This is a genomic window from Enterobacter sp. 940_PEND, from assembly GCF_001059415.1.
Taxonomy (GTDB): domain Bacteria; phylum Pseudomonadota; class Gammaproteobacteria; order Enterobacterales; family Enterobacteriaceae; genus Enterobacter; species Enterobacter cloacae_M.
Map to the genome: position 1 here is coordinate 113,872 of NZ_JUMS01000093.1, position 19,256 is coordinate 133,127.

Genomic DNA, 19,256 nt, shown 5'->3' on the forward strand with positions numbered 1-19,256 from the left:
AAAACCGCAGGCTGGGAGCGTGTACGCAAATGGTCACCCTGGACTCAACGTTTTTATCCAAATTAACGACGGGGTTTTATCGCTTCCTTACGTTTCATCAGCTTAGCAAAAATGATAAGAAAAGTTCAGATTCAGACTTATCTTTGTAAGAACTTCTTATTAGGAATATTCCTAATACCTTAAGCGGGGAAATGAAATTAAAAAAATCCTGAATTCACCGATTAAGGTATCAGTTAATTATGATATGTCTATTTAAGATGGCAGAAAATAAATAGAGCCACAATAAGCGTAATTTATGATTTTTTCTGAAAATGAAAAAGGCCGCTAATGCGGCCTTTTTATCATGTGGAACCGGTATCAGTGAGGTTCTACCGAATGACTGTGCTCAATATCTTCATTTTTACGGCTGAAGCGGCGGCGAACCACCACGAAGAACACCGGTACGAAGAAGATAGCCAGTACGGTCGCGGTGATCATCCCACCCATAACGCCTGTACCTACCGCATTCTGCGCGCCGGAACCCGCACCGGAGCTGATAACCAGCGGCAGTACGCCGAGGATAAACGCCAGCGACGTCATCAGGATTGGGCGCAGACGCATACGAACCGCCTCAAGCGTCGCCTCAATAAGGCCTTTGCCTTCTTTCTCCATCAGATCTTTGGCGAATTCAACGATAAGTATCGCGTTCTTCGCCGACAAGCCAATGGTTGTCAGCAGGCCTACCTGGAAGTAAACGTCGTTGGTCAGTCCACGGAACGTTGCCGCAAGCAGCGCACCGATAACCCCGAGTGGAACTACCAGCATAACGGAGAACGGAATCGACCAGCTCTCGTACAGTGCCGCCAGACACAGGAAGACCACAATCAGTGAAATGGCGTACAGAGCAGGGGCCTGGTTACCGGACAGACGTTCCTGATAGGACATACCGGTCCAGTCGTAGCCGATACCCGCAGGCAGCTTGCTTGCCAGTTCTTCCATAAGGTTCATGGCTTCACCGGTGCTTCGGCCCGGAGCTGCCTGACCCAGGATCTCCATCGATGGCAGACCGTTATAGCGTTCCAGACGCGGTGAACCGTATTCCCAGCGTGAGGTTGAGAACGCCGAGAACGGTACCATCTGACCATTGCTGCCGCGCACGAACCAGCTGTTGATATCGTTCGGCAACATACGGTACTGCGCCTCTGACATCACGTACACTTTCTTCACACGACCGCGGTCGATGAAGTCGTTAACGTAGCTACCGCCCCAGGCTGCGCCCAGCGTGGTATTGATATCACTGATGGACACGCCCAGCGCCTGGGCTTTCTCCTGGTCGATATCGATTTTGTACTGTGGCGTATCTTCCAGGCCGTTTGGACGCACGCCGACCAGCAGGTCAGGGTGTTTAGCGACTTCACCAAACAGCTGGTTACGCGCCTGCGTCAGTTTTTCGTGACCCAGACCGCCCTGGTCGATCAGCTGGAAGTCGAAGCCGGTTGCGGTACCCAGTTCAACAATCGCTGGCAGGTTAAAGGCGAATACCATCGCATCTTTAATCTGCGAGAAGGTGCCCATTGCACGGCCGGTGATGGCTTCAACCTTGTTCTCTTTGCCCGGACGTTCAGACCAGTCCTTCAGAGAGACGAAGGCAATACCGGTGTTCTGACCGCGACCCGCAAAGCCAAAGCCGTTAACCGCAAACACGGATTCAACGTTGGCTTTCTCTTTGGTGAGGTAGTAATCGGTCATCTCATCCAGCACTTTCTGGGTACGCTCTTGCGACGCACCCGCCGGAAGCTGAGCCATACTCAGGAACACGCCCTGATCTTCGTCCGGCAGGAAGGAGCTTGGCAGACGAACAAACAGGTAGGCCATGCCCACCACGATGATGATATAGAGCAGCAGGTAACGACCGGTGCTGCGCAGGATGTTGCCCACGCTGTCGGTGTAGTGGTGCGTGCTCTTGTCAAACATGCGGTTAAACCAGCCGAAGAAGCCTTTATGCTCGCCGTGACCGCCTTTCTGAATCGGCTTCAGCATGGTGGCACACAGGGCTGGCGTCAGGATCAACGCCACCAGTACCGACAGGGCCATCGCGGAAACGATGGTAATGGAGAACTGACGGTAAATCGCACCGGTAGAGCCTCCGAAGAAGGCCATCGGGATAAATACCGCAGACAGCACCATCGCGATACCGACCAGCGCGCCCTGGATCTGACCCATGGATTTACGGGTAGCTTCCTTCGGCGGCAGACCTTCCTCTGCCATCACACGCTCGACGTTCTCGACCACGACGATGGCGTCATCCACCAGCAGGCCGATGGCGAGCACCATCCCGAACATCGTCAGGGTGTTTATCGAGTAGCCAAATATCGACAGGATCGCAAAGGTCCCGAGCAGAACAACCGGCACGGCAATCGTTGGGATAAGCGTCGCGCGGAAGTTTTGCAGGAACAGGTACATCACCAGGAATACCAGGATGATGGCTTCGATCAGCGTCTTAACCACTTCATGAATCGAGATTTTGACGAACGGCGTGGTGTCGTACGGGTAAACGATTTTCAGACCTGACGGGAAGAACGGTTCCATTCTCTTCAGCTCTGCGCGGATCGCCGTGGCGGTGTCCAGGGCGTTAGCGCCTGTCGCCAGTTTGATACCCAGACCGGAAGCCGGCTTGCCGTTGTACTTCGCGATGATGTCGTAGTTCTCACCGCCCAGCTCAACTTTTGCCACGTCACGCAGGCGAACCTGCGAACCGTCCTGATTCACTTTCAGCAGAATTTTGCTGAACTCATCGGCTGAGGTCAGACGGGTCTGCGCGATGATCGAGGCGTTAAGCTGCTGGCCTTTCACCGGCGGTGTACCGCCTAACTGACCGGCCGCCACCTGGGCGTTCTGCGCTTTAATCGCGCTGATCACGTCAACCGGTGTAAGCTGGAAGTTGTTCAGCTTGTTCGGATCCATCCAGATACGCATCGCGTACTGGGAACCGAACAGCTGCACGTCACCCACACCGGAAGTACGGCTGATGGCGTCCTTCATGTTGGCGCCCACGTAGTCAGAAATATCTTCCTGCGTCATGGTGCCGTTGGTGTTGATAACGCCGACAACCATCAGGAAGCTACTGGACGATTTCTCGACGCTCACACCCTGCTGTTGTACTTCCTGCGGCAGTAAAGGCATCGCCAGCTGCAGTTTGTTCTGCACCTGAACCTGCGCAATGTCAGCATCCGTACCTGACTGGAAGGTCAGGGTGATCTGAACCGTACCGGTGGAGTCACTGTTTGAGGACATGTACATCAGGTTATCGATACCGTTCATGTTCTGTTCGATAACCTGGGTAACGGTGTCCTGCACCGTTTTCGCATCAGCCCCCGGGTAGGTTGCGGAAATTGTCACCGCCGGTGGCGCAATCGTTGGATATTGCGCGACAGGCAGCTTCAGGATCGCAAGTCCCCCGGCCAGCATGATGATAATGGCGATCACCCACGCAAATATGGGGCGATCGATAAAGAAATTAGGCATGTCTTAACGGCTCCTGTTTAAGTTAAGACTTGGTTTGTTCTGACTGGCCAGCGGCCGAAGCTTGTTGTTTATCGTCAGATTTCACTTCCTGTGCTTTAACCTGCGCGCCAGGACGAACTTTTTGCAAACCAGTAACAATCACGCGATCGCCATCTTTCAGACCTTCCGTCACCAGCCATTTATCGCCAATCGCCTGGGTGGCGGTGATATTGCGCGTTTCGACTTTGTCGTCAGCCCCAACAACCAGCGCGCTCGCATCGCCGCGTGGCGTACGGGTGACACCCTGCTGTGGAACCAGAAGTGCGGTTGGATTCGTTCCTTCTTCCAGACGCGCGCGAACGAACATACCTGGCAGCAGATTTTTGTCAGGGTTCGGGAAAATCGCACGTAAGGTGATGGAACCGGTAGTCTGGTCTACCGTCACGTCAGAGAATTCCAGGGTACCTTCCTGCGGGAACTTAATACCGTCGTTGGTAATCAGCTCCACTTTGGCTTTGCCGTTTTCCTGTTTCAGGGTGCCGTTTGCCAGCTCCTGTTTCAGGCGCAGGAAATCGTTGCTGGACTGCGTCACGTCAACGTAGATCGGATCGAGCTGCTGCACGGTTGCCAGCGCAGTAGTTTGCCCGTTTTGCACCAGTGCCCCTTCCGTGACGGAAGATTTACCAATACGACCACTAATAGGGGAGGTCACTTTGGTATAGGCCAGGTTAATGCGCGCGGTTTCGACGGCCGCTTTGGCTGCCACCACGGCTGCGTTAGCCTGCTGTGCATCCGCCAGGGCAGTATCGTAATCCTGTTGGCTGATGTACTTAGTACCGAGCAGTTTTTGGTAACGGTTCAACGTCAGCTGAGCAATTTTGGCCGCGGCTTGTGCTTTCGCCAGGTCGCCTTTCGCACTTTCATAAGAGGCCTGATAGGTTGCTGGATCAATCTGATACAGAGACTCACCGGCCTTCACATCACCGCCTTCGGTGAAGTTACGCTTCAGGATAATGCCGCTAACCTGAGGACGCACTTCCGCAATGCGGTAAGCATTGGTACGGCCTGGTAATTCGGTGGTGATTTGTAGAGGTTCAGATTTGAGCGTCACGACGCCTACTTCTGGCGCCTGCTGAGCTCCTTGTTGAGCTGGTTTGTCGTCACATCCTGTTAGCGCTAAGCTGCCTGAGAGCATCAGAACGACCGCCAGAGGCGTTAACCCTCTGTTTTTGTTCATATGTAAACCTCGAGTGTCCGATTTCAAATTGATCAAGGGTCCTGAGTCTAAAAACCCATTGCTGCGTTTATATTATCGTCATGCTATGGTACATACATTCACAAATGTATGTAAATCTGACTCCTGTAAATTCACCCACCTATGGCACGAAAAACTAAACAACAAGCGCTGGAAACCCGACAACACATTCTGGATGTGGCAATACGTTTGTTCTCGCAGCAGGGTGTTTCATCCACCTCGCTGGCGCAGATTGCTCAGGCTGCCGGTGTGACGCGAGGAGCGATTTACTGGCATTTTAAAGATAAGTCAGATCTGTTCAGTGAAATCTGGGAGCTTTCAGAGTCCAGCATTAGCGATCTCGAGAGTGAGTATCGGGCAAAATTCCCTGACGATCCACTCTCAGTATTGAGAGAAATATTAGTATATATCCTTGAAGCAACGGTAGTTGAAGAACGTCGCAGATTAATGATGGAGATTATTTTTCATAAATGCGAGTTTGTGGGCGAGATGGCGGTGGTGCAGCAGGCGCAACGCAGCCTTAGCCTGGAGAGCTATGATCGTATTGAACAGAATCTTAACCTCTGTATGCAGGCAAAACTGTTACCGGCCAATCTCTTGACCCGACGGGCGGCAATCCTGATGCGCAGCTACATTTCAGGTCTGATGGAAAACTGGCTTTTCGCGCCGCAATCCTTTGATCTCAAAGAGGAAGCCCGCAGCTACGTGGCGATTTTACTGGAAATGCTACAGCTCTGCCCCACGCTGCGCAGCGACGCGCCTTCGCTAACGGCCTGATCCCTTTCCAGGATTTATCTCAGAGGATAACGTTCGCGCTATTCTGCTTTCAGCGAGCGTGATATTCTTCACGCCGGACTATTTTCGGTCATCTTCTGACATCATTCACAACTATGCTGCCCATCAACCGCTCGCAACATCCTGTTTTTGCATTGCTCTTTGCGATGCTGTTTTTCTTCGCTACGGCGCCGCTGACCTGGGCCCGCGCCGATAACAGCAACGATATTCCCTCGCGCGGCGATGTTCAGTCGCAGCTCGACACGCTGAACAAACAAAAAGATCTCTCCCCTCAGGAGAAACTCGTCCAGCAGGATCTGACGGAAACGCTGGAAACGCTGGATAAAATTGAACGCATCAAAGCGGAAACCGTCCAGCTTCGCCAGAAGGTGGCGCAGGCCCCTGAAAATATGCGTAAGGCCACCGAAGCGCTGAATGCTCTCAGCGATGTGGATAACGACGACGAGACGCGCAAGACGCTCTCGACGCTCTCCTTACGCCAGCTGGAGTCCCGCGTCGCACAACTGCTCGACGACCTGCAAACCGCGCAGTCGGATCTTGCAACGTATAACAGCCAGCTTGTTTCTTTGCAGACCCAGCCCGAGCGCGTGCAAAACGCGATGTACGCCGCGTCTCAGCAGCTGCAGCAGATCCGCAACCGTCTGAACGGCACGACGGTAGGCGAAGGTACGCTGCGCCCGACGCAGCAAACCCTGCTGCTGGTTCAGCAGACCTTGCTCAATGCGCAAATCGAACAGCAGCGTAAAAGCCTGGAAGGGAATACGGTGCTGCAGGACACGCTTCAGAAACAGCGTGATTACGTCACCGCGAACATTAATCGCCTGGAACACCAGCTTCAGCTGTTGCAGGAGGCGGTAAACAGCAAACGCCTGACCCTGACGGAAAAAACCGCCCAGGAGGCCGTATCGCCTGACGAAACCGCCCGCATTCAGGCGAATCCGCTGGTGAAACAGGAGCTCGAGGCTAACCACCAGCTTAGCCAGCGCCTGATACTGGCGACGGAAAACGGCAACTCGCTGGTTCAGCAAAATATCAAAGTGAAGAACTGGCTGGATCGCGCGCTGCAGGCTGAGCGCAACATCAAAGAGCAGATTGCGGTCCTGAAGGGCAGCCTCCTGCTGTCGCGTATTCTCTACCAGCAGCAGCAGACCCTCCCGTCCGCCGATGAGCTGGAAGACATGACCAACCGCATTGCGGATTTACGTCTGGAACAGTTTGACGTTAACCAGCAGCGCGATGCCCTTTTCCAGAGCGATGCCTTTGTCGCCAAAATTGAAGAGGGGCATTCCAGCGACGTGAACCCGGAAGTGCACGACGCGCTGCTCCAGGTCGTCGATATGCGTCGCGAGCTGCTGGACCAGCTCAACAAACAGCTGGGCAACCAGCTGATGATGGCCATTAACCTGCAAATCAACCAGCAGCAGCTGGTGAGCGTCTCGAAAAGTCTGCAGGAGATCCTGACCCAGCAGATTTTCTGGGTAAACAGCAATAAACCGATGGACTGGGACTGGGTCAAATCCTTCCCGGAGACGCTGAAAACGCAGATTAAGAGCATGAAGATCACCGTAAACTGGGAGAAAGCCTGGCCTGCGGTCATGATTGCTTTCCTGGCCGGTTTACCGCTGCTGCTGATTGCCGGTCTGATCCGCTGGCGTCTGGGCTGGCTGAAAAAATACCAGGCGAAGCTGGCCTCCGAAGTGGGGCAGCTGCGCAACGATAGCCAGCTCCATACGCCAAAAGCGATTCTCATCGATCTCATCCGCGCCCTGCCGGTGTGCCTGATTATTCTGGCTGTGGGCCTGATTCTGCTCACCATGCAGCTCAACGTCAGCGACCTGCTGTGGGCGTTTAGTAAAAAACTGGCGCTGTTCTGGCTGGTGTTTGGCGTGTGCTGGAAGGTGCTGGAAAAAGACGGCGTGGCGGTGCGTCATTTCAACATGCCAGCGCAGCTGACCAGCCACTGGCGTCGTCAGATTGTGCGCATTAGCCTGGCGCTCCTGCCGCTGCACTTCTGGTCGGTTGTCTCTGAGCTTTCTCCGCTGCACCTGATGGATGACGTGCTGGGCCAGCTGGTCATCCTGCTGAACCTGCTGCTGATTGCGATCCTGATGTGGCCGATGTGCCGCGACAGCTGGCGTGATAAAGAGTCCCACAATATTCGCCTGGCCACCGTAACGGTGCTGGCGATCATTCCGCTGGCGCTGATGGTGCTGACGGCAACGGGCTACTTCTATACCACGCTGCGCCTGTCCGGGCGCTGGATTGAAACGGTCTATCTGGTGATCGTCTGGAACCTGCTCTATCAGACCGTGCTGCGCGGCCTGAGCGTGGCGGCTCGCCGTATCGCCTATCGCCGTGCTATCGCGCGTCGTCAGCATCAGGTGAAAGAAGGGGCCGAAGGCGCGGAGCCGCAGGAAGAGCCGACCATCGCCCTGGAGCAGGTTAACCAGCAGACGCTGCGCATCACCATGCTGGTAATGATCGCCCTGTTTGCGGTTATGTTCTGGGCTATCTGGTCAGATCTTATTACCGTTTTCGCCTATCTCGACAGTATTACCCTCTGGCAATACAACGGTACCGAAGCGGGCGCTGCGGTCATGAAAAGCGTGACCATGGGCAGCCTGCTGTTTGCGCTGGTGTCGTCGGTGGTGGCCTGGGCGCTGATTCGCAACCTGCCAGGCCTGCTTGAAGTGCTGCTCCTGTCACGTCTGAATCTTCGTCAGGGGGCGTCCTACGCCATTACCACGATCCTCAACTACGTGATCATTATTGTCGGGGCGATGACGGTCTTTGGCTCGCTTGGCGTCTCGTGGGATAAACTGCAGTGGCTGGCGGCGGCCCTCTCGGTCGGTCTTGGTTTTGGACTGCAGGAGATCTTCGGTAACTTCGTGTCCGGCCTGATCATCCTGTTCGAACGTCCGGTACGAATCGGCGATACCGTCACCATCGGCACGTTCTCGGGAACGGTCAGCAAGATCCGTATTCGCGCCACCACCATCACCGACTTCGATCGCAAAGAGGTGATCATCCCGAACAAAGCGTTCGTGACCGAGCGCCTGATCAACTGGTCGCTCTCCGATACGGTGACGCGCGTGGTGATCCGCCTGGGCGTAGCCTATGGATCGGATCTGGAGAAGGTGAAAGAGGTGCTGCTGAAGGCGGCGTCAGAACATCCGAAAGTAATGCACGATCCGGCTCCGGCGGTCTTCTTCACCACCTTTGGGCCGAGCACGCTGGATCACGAGCTGCGTTTATACGTGCGCGAGCTGCGCGACCGCAGCTATACGGTGGATGAACTTAACCGCTCTATCGATCGTCTGTGTCGTGAAAACGATATTAATATCGCCTTCAACCAGCTTGAGGTTCACCTGCGCAACGAGAAAGGTGATGAGCATACGGAAGTGAAGCGCGACATTAAGGGTGACGATCCGACTCCGGCGTAATCTATTATTTCCCCTCTCCCTGTGGGAGAGGGTTAGGGTGAGGGCAACAGGCCTTCACCTTTGCTTCAAAATCCCGCCGTACAATCTCCAGCGCCTTAAGCACCGTTTCGGCGGGGATCTCATGATTCTCCAGCAGCATAATCAAATCGACGGCCAGCTTGACCTCATCGGGTGCATTTTCCAGCGACATGGGTGTGGCTCCTGTTAACGGGTCAAACGTTCAATGACGCGCTCAATCTCATCCAGCGCCTGACGGCAGCGGACGATGCGTCCTTCCAGCGCGCTAATCTCGCGCATCAATAGCTGCTGCTCTTCCAGCGTTTCGCTGTTGTTCAGCCGCGTCTCGCGCTCGCGCTTCATCTCAAACAGCCGGCGCTCAAACTCCTGATTCTCCAGCCGCTTGCGCTGCCATTTACCGAGCCCCGGCGAGGCGCTGTCCCAGGCGCGCAGCGGCCAGGCGGCGATTTCGCGATGCAGAGCGGTGATCTGCTCTGTGAGATGCTCCGCAAGCCACGCCACCTGCTCCTGCTGTTCACTCTCAACCGCATGGCGAAGCTCGTCGAGGTTGGTCTGCGTTTCTGCCAGATAATCCTGAATGACGGTGCTGCGGGTACGAAAAAGCTGCCGGTCAAAGCGCGGTTTCAGCGTGGCGTGGCCCATCAGCGGTGTAGCCTGCTTCCGCAGAGCAACGAGCTGATTTTGCAGCCTCTCAAGAAGCAGTGCTGTTTTCAAGGCGCTCTCCAGTGGTAAAGTAGCCGTTCAGTTTGATAACGATTCGCATTATGAAGCGTACTATTTTAATCATCATTGGCTGGCTCGCGGTAGTGCTTGGCACGCTGGGCGTGTTTTTACCCTTGCTGCCGACCACGCCGTTTATCCTGCTGGCGGCCTGGTGCTTCGCCCGCTCGTCGCCGCGTTTTCACCACTGGCTGCTCTATCGCTCGTGGTTTGGCGGCTATCTGCGGCACTGGCAAAAACACCGGGCCATGCCGCCCGGCGCGAAGCCCCGCGCGATCGTGATGATCCTCATCACCTTCGCTATTTCATTATGGCTGGTGAAAATGATGTGGGTACGTATTCTTCTGCTGGCGATCCTCTCCTGCCTGCTTATCTTCATGTGGCGGATCCCCGTGGTTGATGAAAAGCAACAAAAGCACTGAAGCCTTATCATGACTGTTGCAATTATTGCGCACAGCCAGTAAATTCGACCGTTTTCGAGCACAGGTGCGCCTGGTCAAAGGTTAAACAATTGTTGCCTTGGCCGACTCGTTGCGCGCTGTGAGTAACACTGTTTCATTTAGGCAAAACCGATGACCGCAACTGCACAGCAGCTTGAATATCTGAAAAACAGCATCAAAAGCATCCAGGACTATCCAAAGCCTGGCATTCTTTTCCGTGATGTCACCAGCTTGCTGGAAGACCCGAAAGCGTACGCGCTCAGCATTGAACTGCTGGTCGAGCGTTATAAAAACGCCGGGATCACCAAAGTAGTAGGTACCGAAGCCCGTGGCTTCCTGTTTGGCGCACCGGTTGCGCTGGCGATGGGCGTGGGTTTTGTGCCGGTGCGTAAGCCGCGCAAACTGCCGCGTGAAACCATTGCTGAGAGCTATGAGCTGGAGTACGGCACCGATCAGCTGGAGATCCACGTTGATGCGATCAAGCCTGGCGACAAGGTGCTGGTGGTCGACGATCTGCTGGCGACCGGCGGCACCATTGAAGCGACCGTGAAGCTGATCCGCCGTCTGGGTGGGGAAGTGACCGACGCGGCCTTCATCATCAACCTGTTCGATCTCGGCGGTGAACAGCGCCTGGAAAAACAGGGCATCACCAGCTACAGCCTGGTGCCTTTCCCGGGTCATTAATCCCGGTTTTCACAACCTCGCTCAATGGGTGAGGTTGTGATAGCATTCCCCTCCATAAATTCACCTTCCAGCGTTGCAGAGCCTGCCCATGAGTTATCAGGTGTTAGCCCGTAAATGGCGACCACAAACCTTTGCTGACGTTGTCGGTCAGGAACATGTGCTGACGGCCCTGGCGAACGGCTTGTCGCTAGGTCGCATCCATCACGCCTATCTTTTTTCCGGCACCCGCGGCGTCGGTAAGACCTCTATTGCCCGTTTGCTGGCAAAAGGTCTCAACTGCGAAACCGGGATCACCGCCACGCCGTGCGGCGTGTGTGATAACTGCCGCGAGATCGAGCAGGGGCGTTTTGTCGATCTGATCGAGATCGACGCCGCCTCGCGCACCAAAGTGGAAGATACCCGCGATCTGCTCGATAACGTGCAGTACGCCCCGGCGCGCGGCCGCTTCAAGGTCTACCTGATCGATGAAGTGCACATGCTGTCGCGCCACAGCTTTAACGCCCTGCTGAAAACGCTGGAAGAGCCGCCCGCGCACGTGAAGTTCCTGCTGGCGACCACCGATCCGCAAAAGCTGCCTGTCACCATCCTGTCGCGCTGCCTGCAGTTCCACCTGAAGGCGCTGGACGTTGAGCAGATCCGCGCGCAGCTTGAGCACATTCTTGATGAAGAGAAAATTGTCCACGAACCGCGCGCCCTGCAGCTGCTGGCCCGCGCGGCGGACGGCAGCCTGCGTGATGCGCTCAGCCTGACCGACCAGGCGATTGCCAGCGGTGACGGCAAGCTCTCCACCGAGGCGGTCAGCACCATGCTCGGCACGCTGGATGACGATCAGGCGCTGTCGCTTATCGAAGCGATGATCGCCGCCAACGGCGAACGCGTGATGTCGCAGGTGAATGCCGCCGCTGCCCGGGGTATCGAATGGGAAGGGCTGCTGGTTGAGATGCTCAGCCTGCTGCACCGCGTGGCGATGCTGCAGCTTTCTCCGTCCGCCATCGGTGCGGATATGGCCGCTATTGAACAGCGGATGCGTGAGCTTGCCCGCACCGTGCCGCCTGCCGACGTGCAGCTGTATTACCAGACGCTGCTGATTGGTCGGAAAGAGCTACCTTTCGCGCCGGATCCACGGATGGGCGTTGAAATGACGCTGCTGCGCGCGCTGGCGTTCCATCCTCGCATGCCATTGCCGGAGCCGGAAGCGCCGCGGCAGTCTTTCGCGCCGGTCGCCCCTACGGCGGTGATGTCGCCGCAGCAGGTGCCGCCGCAGCCGACGCCGCCGCCACAGCAGAACGTTCCGCTGTCGGATGCCACCAGTTCGGTGCTTGCCGCACGCAGCCAGCTGCAGCGTGCGCAGGGAGTAACCAAACCAAAAAAGAGTGAACCGGCAGCGCCAGGAAGAGCGCGGCCGGTGAACAACGCCGCGCTTGAACGTCTGGCCTCGGTAACGGAGCGCGTACAGTCGCGTCCTGCACCGTCCGCGCTCGAGCAGAAAGCCCCGGTGAAAGAAGAGGCTTACCGCTGGAAGGCAACCACCATCACTGAAACGGTGAAGGAAGAGGTCGCCACGCCGAAAGCGCTGAAAAAGGCGCTGGAGCATGAGAAAACGCCGGAGCTTTCCGCGAAGCTTGCCGAAGAGTCCATTGCGCGCGACGCCTGGGCCGCCGAGGTCAGCAAACTCCAGCTGCCGAAGCTGGTCGAGCAGGTCGCGCTGAATGCCTGGAAAGAGCAGGACGGCAATCAGGTGCGTTTGCACCTGCGTCCGGGTCAGCGGCACCTCAATTCCCCTGGCGCGCAAAAGGCGCTGGCGGAGGCGCTCACCGCATTACAGGGCGCACCGGTTGAATTGACTATCATTGAAGATGATAATCCGGCAGTGAAAACGCCGCTCGAGTGGCGCCAGGCCATTTATGAAGAAAAGCTCGCGCAGGCGCGCGAGGCGATTATTGCGGATAACAACATTCAGACCCTGCGCCGGTTCTTCGACGCCGATCTGGATGAAGAGAGTATTCGCCCCATTTGATCGTGAGTCTGACTTACGGTTGTAATCCTTAAACGTGAAAGAAGAGAGAAGCCTATGTTTGGTGGAAAAGGCGGTCTGGGTGGCCTGATGAAGCAGGCTCAGCAGATGCAGGAAAAAATGCAGAAGATGCAGGAAGAGATCGCTCAGCTGGAAGTCACGGGTGAGTCCGGCGCCGGTCTGGTCAAAGTGACCATCAACGGTGCGCACAACTGCCGTCGCGTGGAAATCGACCCGAGCCTGCTCGAAGACGACAAAGAGATGCTTGAAGATCTGGTTGCAGCCGCGTTTAACGATGCCGCTCGCCGTATCGACGAAACTCAGAAAGAGAAAATGGCCTCTGTTTCCAGCGGTATGCAGCTGCCGCCTGGCTTCAAGATGCCATTCTGATGCAAACCAGTCCGCTGCTCACGCAGTTAATGGAAGCACTGCGCTGCCTGCCGGGCGTTGGCCCGAAGTCGGCGCAGCGCATGGCGTTTACGCTATTGCAGCGCGACCGCAGCGGCGGGATGCGCCTGGCGCAGGCTTTAACCCGTGCCATGTCAGAAATTGGTCACTGTGCGGATTGCCGCACTTTTACCGAGCAGGAGGTGTGTAACATCTGTACGAACCCGCGTCGTCAGGAAAACGGCCAGATTTGCGTGGTGGAGAGTCCGGCGGACATCTACGCCATCGAACAAACCGGGCAGTTTTCCGGGCGCTATTTCGTGCTGATGGGGCATCTCTCCCCGCTGGACGGTATTGGCCCGGACGATATCGGTCTTGACCGCCTTGAACAGCGTCTTGAGTCCGAAACGATCAAAGAGGTGATCCTCGCCACCAACCCCACGGTGGAAGGGGAGGCAACCGCCAACTACATCGCCGAGCTGTGCTCGCAGTATGGCGTTGACGCCAGCCGCATCGCCCACGGCGTGCCGGTCGGCGGCGAGCTGGAGATGGTGGACGGCACCACGCTGTCGCACTCTCTGGCCGGACGTCACAAGATTATTTTCTGACCAAACGGAGGCTGCACGCGCGGCCTCCGCTTGAAAATTTCCCCCCCTATCCCCATCTCTCACTCAACGTTTTAAAACCCCATTAAATGGCATTGTTGAGGTCGACATAGATGAAAGGACAAGAAACCCGTGGTTTCCAGTCAGAAGTAAAACAGCTTCTGCACCTGATGATCCATTCCCTGTATTCCAACAAAGAAATTTTCCTGCGTGAGCTGATTTCCAACGCTTCGGATGCGGCGGACAAGCTGCGCTTCCGCGCGCTGTCTAACCCGGATCTGTACGAAGGCGACGGCGAGCTGCGCGTGCGCGTCTCGTTTAATAAAGAGAACCGCACCCTGACCATCGCCGATAACGGCATCGGGATGAACCGCGACGAGGTGATCGACCACCTCGGGACCATCGCGAAATCCGGCACTAAGGCGTTCCTCGAGTCCATGGGCTCTGACCAGGCGAAAGATAGCCAGCTGATCGGCCAGTTCGGCGTCGGTTTCTACTCGGCATTCATCGTGGCGGACAAAGTCACCGTCCGCACCCGCGCGGCGGGCGACAGCGCCGAGAACGGCGTCCTGTGGGAATCCAAAGGGGAAGGCGAGTACACCGTTGATGACATCACCAAGGCGGATCGCGGGACCGAAATCACCCTGCACCTGCGCGAAGGGGAAGACGATTTCCTGAATGACTGGCGCGTGCGCTCCATCATCAGCAAATACTCCGATCACATCGCGCTGCCGGTTGAGATTGAAAAACAGGAAGAGAAAGACGGTGAAACCGTGGTTTCCTGGGAGAAAATCAACAAGGCGCAGGCGCTGTGGACGCGCAACAAGTCTGAAATTAAAGACGACGAATACAACGAGTTCTACAAGCACATCGCCCACGACTTTACCGACCCGCTGACCTGGAGCCACAACCGCGTGGAAGGTAAGCAGGAGTACACCAGCCTGCTGTACATTCCGGCACAGGCACCGTGGGACATGTGGAACCGCGATCACAAGCATGGCCTGAAGCTGTACGTGCAGCGCGTGTTCATCATGGACGACGCCGAGCAGTTCATGCCGAACTACCTGCGCTTTGTGCGCGGTCTGATAGATTCCAACGATCTGCCGCTGAACGTTTCGCGTGAAATTCTGCAGGACAGCACCGTCACCCGTAACCTGCGCAACGCCCTGACCAAACGTGCTCTGCAGATGCTGGAAAAACTGGCGAAAGACGATGCTGAAAAATATCAGACCTTCTGGAAACAGTTCGGCCTGGTGCTGAAAGAAGGCCCGGCAGAAGACACCGCGAACGTTGAAACCATCGCCAAACTGCTGCGCTTCGCCTCTACGCACACCGACTCCTCCGCGCAGACCGTGTCGCTGGAAGAGTACGTCTCCCGCATGAAAGAAGGGCAGGAGAAGATCTACTACATCACCGCCGACAGCTACGCGGCGGCGAAGAGCAGCCCGCACCTGGAGCTGCTGCGTAAGAAAGGCATCGAAGTGCTGCTGCTTTCTGACCGCATCGACGAGTGGATGATGAACTACCTGACCGAGTTCGACGGTAAGGCGTTCCAGTCCGTAGCCAAAGCCGACGAATCCATCGACAAGCTGGCGGATGAAGTGGACGAAAGCGCGAAAGAAGCCGAGAAGGCGCTGGAGCCGTTCGTTGAGCGCGTGAAAACCCTGCTGGGCGAGCGCGTGAAAGAGGTGCGCTTCACGCACCGTCTGACCGACACTCCGGCGATTGTCACCACCGATGCCGACGAAATGAGTACTCAGATGGCGAAGCTGTTCGCTGCGGCGGGCCAGGCGGTACCGGAAGTGAAATATATCTTTGAGCTTAATCCGGATCATCCTCTGGTGAAACGCGCGGCGGATACCCAGGACGACGCCCGCTTTGCCGAGTGGGTTGAACTGCTGCTGGATCAGTCCCTGCTGGCCGAGCGCGGCACGCTGGAAGATCCTAACCTGTTCATTAAACGTGTGAATGCGCTGCTGCTGGCGTAATTGAGCACGCCTCCCCTGGCCTTCTCCCTCTCCCGTGGGAGAGGGCCGGGGTGAGGGCACCAGACCACACTAACCCAAATAATCTCCCCTCGTTAACCGTTTCAGCCTTCCCGCCTTCCTTGAGCGATGCCCGTTCTGGTGGTATTGTTTAGCGCTTTTGAAAAATTGAAACGACTTTTGAGGGGATTTTCGCAATGCGTATTATTCTGCTTGGCGCTCCGGGCGCGGGTAAAGGAACTCAGGCTCAGTTCATCATGGAGAAATACGGTATTCCGCAAATCTCCACCGGTGACATGCTGCGCGCCGCTGTAAAATCTGGCTCCGAGCTGGGTAAACAAGCGAAAGACATCATGGACGCAGGCAAGCTGGTGACCGACGAGCTGGTTATTGCTCTGGTCAAAGAGCGCATTGCTCAGGAAGATTGCCGTAACGGTTTCCTGCTGGACGGCTTCCCGCGCACCATTCCTCAGGCTGACGCCATGAAAGAAGCGGGCATCAACGTGGACTACGTTCTGGAGTTCGACGTGCCGGACGAGCTGATCGTTGACCGTATCGTTGGCCGTCGCGTACACGCTGCTTCTGGCCGCGTTTACCACATCAAATTCAACCCACCTAAGGTTGAAGGCAAAGACGACGTGACCGGCGAAGAGCTGACCACCCGTAAAGACGATCAGGAAGAGACCGTGCGTAAACGCCTGGTGGAATACCATCAGATGACCGCGCCGCTGATCGGCTACTACACCAAAGAAGCGCAGGCGGGTAACACCAAATACGCCAAAGTTGACGGCACCAAAGCCGTGGCTGACGTACGTGCAGAGCTGGAAAAAATCCTCGGCTAATCGCGCGCCTCTCACCCGGGCTCCCGGGTGAGAAATATTCTCATCTTACCTATTACAGCAATGGGTTTCGTTTAAACGCATTTCCGCTACAATTGACAACCTATCAAATGGTTAAGAGGCGTGAATGAGTCAGGCGAAAACCGGCATCCTGCTTGCCAATCTGGGCACTCCAGAAGCACCTACATCAGACGCGGTAAAACGCTACCTGCGACAATTTTTAAGCGACACGCGCGTCGTGGATTTCCCGAGACTGCTGTGGTGGCCGCTGCTGCGTGGCGTCATTCTGCCGATTCGTTCTCCGCGCGTCGCCAAACTCTATCAGTCCGTCTGGATGGAAGAGGGCTCGCCGCTGATGGTTTACAGCCGTCGCCAGGAAAAAGCGCTGGCCGCCCGCCTGCCGGATATGCCCGTCGCGCTCGGCATGAGCTACGGAAAACCGTCCCTGCAAAGCGCGGTGGAATCACTGCTGGCGCAGGGCGTGGACCATATCGTCGTGCTGGCGCTCTACCCGCAATACTCCTGCTCGACGGTGGCCGCCGTCTGGGACGAGCTGGCCCGCATTCTGGCGACCCGCCGCCGCATTCCGGGCGTGACCTTTATTCGCGACTATGCGGATAACGATCTCTACATCAAGGCGCTTGCCAACAGCGCGCGCGCGTCGTTTGAAAAGCACGGCGAGCCGGATCTGCTGCTCCTTTCCTATCACGGGATCCCGCAGCGTTTCGCCAATGAAGGGGATGATTATCCGCAGCGCTGCCGCGATACCACGCGCGAGCTGGTCTCCGCCCTTGGCCTGCCGCCGGAGAAGGTGATGATGACCTTCCAGTCGCGTTTCGGCCGCGAGCCGTGGCTGACGCCGTACACCGATGAAACCCTCAAAATGCTGGGTGAGAAGGGCGTGAAGCACATTCAGGTGATGTCGCCGGGCTTCTCGGCTGACTGTCTGGAAACGCTGGAGGAGATCGCGGTGCAAAACCGGGAATTTTTCCTTGAGGCTGGCGGCGAAAAGTACGAGTACATTCCGGCGCTTAACGACTCGCCTGAGCATATCGACATGATGGTCTCGCTGGTAACGAACAGCCGCTGATCGCACTCCGGGCCGGGTTTGTGCTACCATTCCCGGCCCATATTCTTCGTACAGTTCAGACCATGAAATTTCCCGGTAAACGCAAATCCAAACACTACTTCCCCGTCGATGCCCGCGATCCGCTCCTGCAGCAAATCCAGCCTGAAAACGAAACCAGCGCGGCATGGGTCGTCGGTATCGATCAGACGCTGGTGGACATTGAAGCGAAAGTGGATGATGCGTTTGTCGCCCGTTACGGTCTGAGCGCCGGTCACTCGCTGGTGATTGAGGACGACGTTGCCGAAGCGCTGTACCAGGAGCTGGTGCGCGAAAACCTGATTACCCATCAGTTCGCCGGTGGCACCATCGGCAATACCATGCACAACTACTCCGTGCTGGCCGACGACCGCTCGGTGCTGCTCGGCGTGATGTGCAGCAATATTGAAATCGGTGGCTATGCCTACCGCTATCTCTGCAACACCTCCAGCCGTACCGATCTGAACTACCTTCAGGGCGTCGACGGGCCTATTGGCCGCTGCTTTACGCTGATTAGCGATTCCGGCGAGCGTACTTTTGCCATCAGCCCGGGTCATATGAACAAGCTGCGCGCCGAGAGTATTCCGGAAGAGGTGATTGCGGGCGCCTCGGCGCTGGTGCTGACCTCCTACCTGGTGCGCTGTAAGCCGGGCGAGCCGATGCCGGAAGCGACCATGAAGGCGATCGAGTACGCGAAGAAATACAACGTGCCTGTCGTTCTGACGCTGGGCACGAAATTTGTTATCGCCGATAACCCGGAGTGGTGGCAGGCGTTCCTGAAAGAGCACGTCTCGATTCTGGCGATGAACGAAGAAGAGGCCGAAGCGCTGACCGGCGAAAGCGATCCGCTGCTGGCGTCTGACAAAGCGCTGGACTGGGTGGATCTGGTGCTCTGCACCGCCGGCCCGGTTGGGCTGTACATGGCGGGCTTCACGGAAGAAGAGAGCAAGCGCAAAACCCAGCACCCGCTGCTGCCCGGTGCGATTGCCGAGTTCAACCAGTACGAGTTCAGCCGCGGCATGCGCTACAAAGATTGCCTGAATCCGCTGCGTATCTACTCTCATATCGCGCCATACATGGGCGGACCGGAGAAGATCATGAACACCAACGGTGCGGGCGACGGCGCGCTGGCCGCGCTGCTGCACGACATCACCGCTAACGCCTACCATAAAACCAACGTGCCGAACTCCAGCAAGCACAAGTTCAGCTGGCTGACCTATTCCTCGCTGGCGCAGGTGTGTAAATATGCCAACCGCGTGAGCTATCAGGTACTGAACCAGCACTCTCCGCGCTTAACGCGTGGGCTGCCGGAACGGGAAGACAGCCTCGAAGAGGCCTACTGGGACAGATAAAAGCAAAACGGTAACCCTGGTTGCCGTTTTTAGTGTTTGTTCCCTCTCCCCGAGCGAGAGGGCCTGGGTGAGGGCATCAGGCCGCACAAGGTAAAAGCAAAACGGCAACCTGTGGTTGCCGTTTTTAGTGT

At 56.5% G+C, this 19,256-nt stretch carries 15 protein-coding genes and 1 other annotated feature; of the genes, 11 read left to right on the forward strand and 4 right to left on the reverse strand.

Annotation, left to right across the window (positions count from 1 at the left end; translation table 11 throughout):
• Positions 1-357: 357 nt before the first annotated feature.
• Together acrB and acrA are read right to left on the reverse strand one after the other, a co-directional pair.
• On the reverse strand, positions 358-3,504 hold the full coding sequence (acrB, locus tag ADJ24_RS13170) for a multidrug efflux RND transporter permease subunit AcrB (protein ID WP_023310600.1): 3,147 nt from the start codon (positions 3,502-3,504) through the stop codon (positions 358-360).
• A gap of 22 nt (positions 3,505-3,526) precedes the next feature.
• Positions 3,527-4,720: a multidrug efflux RND transporter periplasmic adaptor subunit AcrA gene (gene acrA, locus ADJ24_RS13175; protein WP_023310601.1), complete on the reverse strand. Its 1,194-nt coding sequence runs from the start codon at positions 4,718-4,720 to the stop codon at positions 3,527-3,529.
• A 141-nt stretch (positions 4,721-4,861) separates the two neighbouring features.
• Between acrA and acrR the strand changes: the two genes are divergently transcribed.
• Both acrR and mscK read left to right on the forward strand, forming a co-directional pair.
• Complete coding sequence (acrR, locus tag ADJ24_RS13180; protein WP_023310602.1) at positions 4,862-5,515, forward strand: multidrug efflux transporter transcriptional repressor AcrR; 654 nt, start codon at positions 4,862-4,864, stop codon at positions 5,513-5,515.
• 113 nt (positions 5,516-5,628) lie between these two features.
• Positions 5,629-8,976: a mechanosensitive channel MscK gene (gene mscK, locus ADJ24_RS13185; RefSeq protein ID WP_023310603.1), complete on the forward strand. Its 3,348-nt coding sequence runs from the start codon at positions 5,629-5,631 to the stop codon at positions 8,974-8,976.
• A gap of 4 nt (positions 8,977-8,980) precedes the next feature.
• Here mscK and rsmS read toward each other — a convergent pair whose 3' ends face one another.
• Positions 8,981-9,166 (reverse strand): pleiotropic regulatory protein RsmS, encoded by a 186-nt coding sequence (gene rsmS, locus ADJ24_RS13190; RefSeq protein WP_023310604.1) that lies wholly within the window; start codon positions 9,164-9,166, stop codon positions 8,981-8,983.
• Between the two features lie 14 nt (positions 9,167-9,180).
• Positions 9,181-9,708 carry a primosomal replication protein N'' gene (priC, locus tag ADJ24_RS13195; protein ID WP_023310605.1) on the reverse strand — a complete coding sequence of 176 codons (528 nt, stop codon included), beginning with the start codon at positions 9,706-9,708 and terminating at the stop codon, positions 9,181-9,183.
• 50 nt (positions 9,709-9,758) lie between these two features.
• Between priC and ADJ24_RS13200 the strand changes: the two genes are divergently transcribed.
• The 9 genes from ADJ24_RS13200 (at position 9,759) to ADJ24_RS13240 (ending at position 19,125) form a co-directional block, all read left to right on the forward strand.
• Positions 9,759-10,136, forward strand: coding sequence for a DUF454 family protein (locus ADJ24_RS13200; protein WP_023310606.1), 378 nt, complete (start codon positions 9,759-9,761; stop codon positions 10,134-10,136).
• Between the two features lie 150 nt (positions 10,137-10,286).
• Positions 10,287-10,838: an adenine phosphoribosyltransferase gene (gene apt, locus ADJ24_RS13205; RefSeq protein ID WP_000127359.1), complete on the forward strand. Its 552-nt coding sequence runs from the start codon at positions 10,287-10,289 to the stop codon at positions 10,836-10,838.
• 88 nt (positions 10,839-10,926) lie between these two features.
• Positions 10,927-12,855, forward strand: coding sequence for a DNA polymerase III subunit gamma/tau (dnaX, locus tag ADJ24_RS13210; RefSeq protein WP_023310607.1), 1,929 nt, complete (start codon positions 10,927-10,929; stop codon positions 12,853-12,855).
• Positions 12,185-12,249 (forward strand) — a sequence feature (DnaX frameshifting element). It overlaps the preceding gene by 65 nt.
• A 54-nt stretch (positions 12,856-12,909) precedes the next feature.
• Positions 12,910-13,242, forward strand: coding sequence for a YbaB/EbfC family nucleoid-associated protein (locus tag ADJ24_RS13215; protein ID WP_003858972.1), 333 nt, complete (start codon positions 12,910-12,912; stop codon positions 13,240-13,242).
• Positions 13,242-13,847, forward strand: coding sequence for a recombination mediator RecR (gene recR / locus ADJ24_RS13220; protein WP_023310608.1), 606 nt, complete (start codon positions 13,242-13,244; stop codon positions 13,845-13,847). Before ADJ24_RS13215 ends, recR begins: the two co-directional genes overlap by 1 nt.
• A gap of 110 nt (positions 13,848-13,957) precedes the next feature.
• Complete coding sequence (gene htpG, locus ADJ24_RS13225) at positions 13,958-15,832, forward strand: molecular chaperone HtpG (protein ID WP_023310609.1); 1,875 nt, start codon at positions 13,958-13,960, stop codon at positions 15,830-15,832.
• Positions 15,833-16,026: 194 nt separating this feature from the next.
• Positions 16,027-16,671 (forward strand): adenylate kinase, encoded by a 645-nt coding sequence (gene adk / locus ADJ24_RS13230; protein ID WP_006809841.1) that lies wholly within the window; start codon positions 16,027-16,029, stop codon positions 16,669-16,671.
• A gap of 124 nt (positions 16,672-16,795) precedes the next feature.
• Positions 16,796-17,758, forward strand: a complete 963-nt coding sequence (gene hemH, locus ADJ24_RS13235; protein ID WP_023310610.1) for a ferrochelatase — start codon at positions 16,796-16,798, stop codon at positions 17,756-17,758.
• A 62-nt stretch (positions 17,759-17,820) separates the two neighbouring features.
• A complete protein-coding gene (locus ADJ24_RS13240; protein WP_023310611.1) occupies positions 17,821-19,125 on the forward strand; it encodes an inosine/guanosine kinase in 1,305 nt (434 codons plus the stop codon).
• Positions 19,126-19,256 lie beyond the last annotated feature (131 nt).

Excerpts from the sequence above, each read along its gene's own strand:
- acrB (WP_023310600.1), bottom strand. The coding sequence starts at position 3,504 with ATGCCTAATTTCTTTATCGATCGCCCCATATTTGCGTGGGTGATCGCC.
- acrA (WP_023310601.1), bottom strand. The coding sequence starts at position 4,720 with ATGAACAAAAACAGAGGGTTAACGCCTCTGGCGGTCGTTCTGATGCTC.
- acrR (WP_023310602.1), top strand. The coding sequence starts at position 4,862 with ATGGCACGAAAAACTAAACAACAAGCGCTGGAAACCCGACAACACATT.
- mscK (WP_023310603.1), top strand. The coding sequence starts at position 5,629 with ATGCTGCCCATCAACCGCTCGCAACATCCTGTTTTTGCATTGCTCTTT.
- rsmS (WP_023310604.1), bottom strand. The coding sequence starts at position 9,166 with ATGTCGCTGGAAAATGCACCCGATGAGGTCAAGCTGGCCGTCGATTTG.
- ADJ24_RS13200 (WP_023310606.1), top strand. The coding sequence starts at position 9,759 with ATGAAGCGTACTATTTTAATCATCATTGGCTGGCTCGCGGTAGTGCTT.
- apt (WP_000127359.1), top strand. The coding sequence starts at position 10,287 with ATGACCGCAACTGCACAGCAGCTTGAATATCTGAAAAACAGCATCAAA.
- dnaX (WP_023310607.1), top strand. The coding sequence starts at position 10,927 with ATGAGTTATCAGGTGTTAGCCCGTAAATGGCGACCACAAACCTTTGCT.
- ADJ24_RS13215 (WP_003858972.1), top strand. The coding sequence starts at position 12,910 with ATGTTTGGTGGAAAAGGCGGTCTGGGTGGCCTGATGAAGCAGGCTCAG.
- recR (WP_023310608.1), top strand. The coding sequence starts at position 13,242 with ATGCAAACCAGTCCGCTGCTCACGCAGTTAATGGAAGCACTGCGCTGC.
- htpG (WP_023310609.1), top strand. The coding sequence starts at position 13,958 with ATGAAAGGACAAGAAACCCGTGGTTTCCAGTCAGAAGTAAAACAGCTT.
- adk (WP_006809841.1), top strand. The coding sequence starts at position 16,027 with ATGCGTATTATTCTGCTTGGCGCTCCGGGCGCGGGTAAAGGAACTCAG.
- hemH (WP_023310610.1), top strand. The coding sequence starts at position 16,796 with ATGAGTCAGGCGAAAACCGGCATCCTGCTTGCCAATCTGGGCACTCCA.
- ADJ24_RS13240 (WP_023310611.1), top strand. The coding sequence starts at position 17,821 with ATGAAATTTCCCGGTAAACGCAAATCCAAACACTACTTCCCCGTCGAT.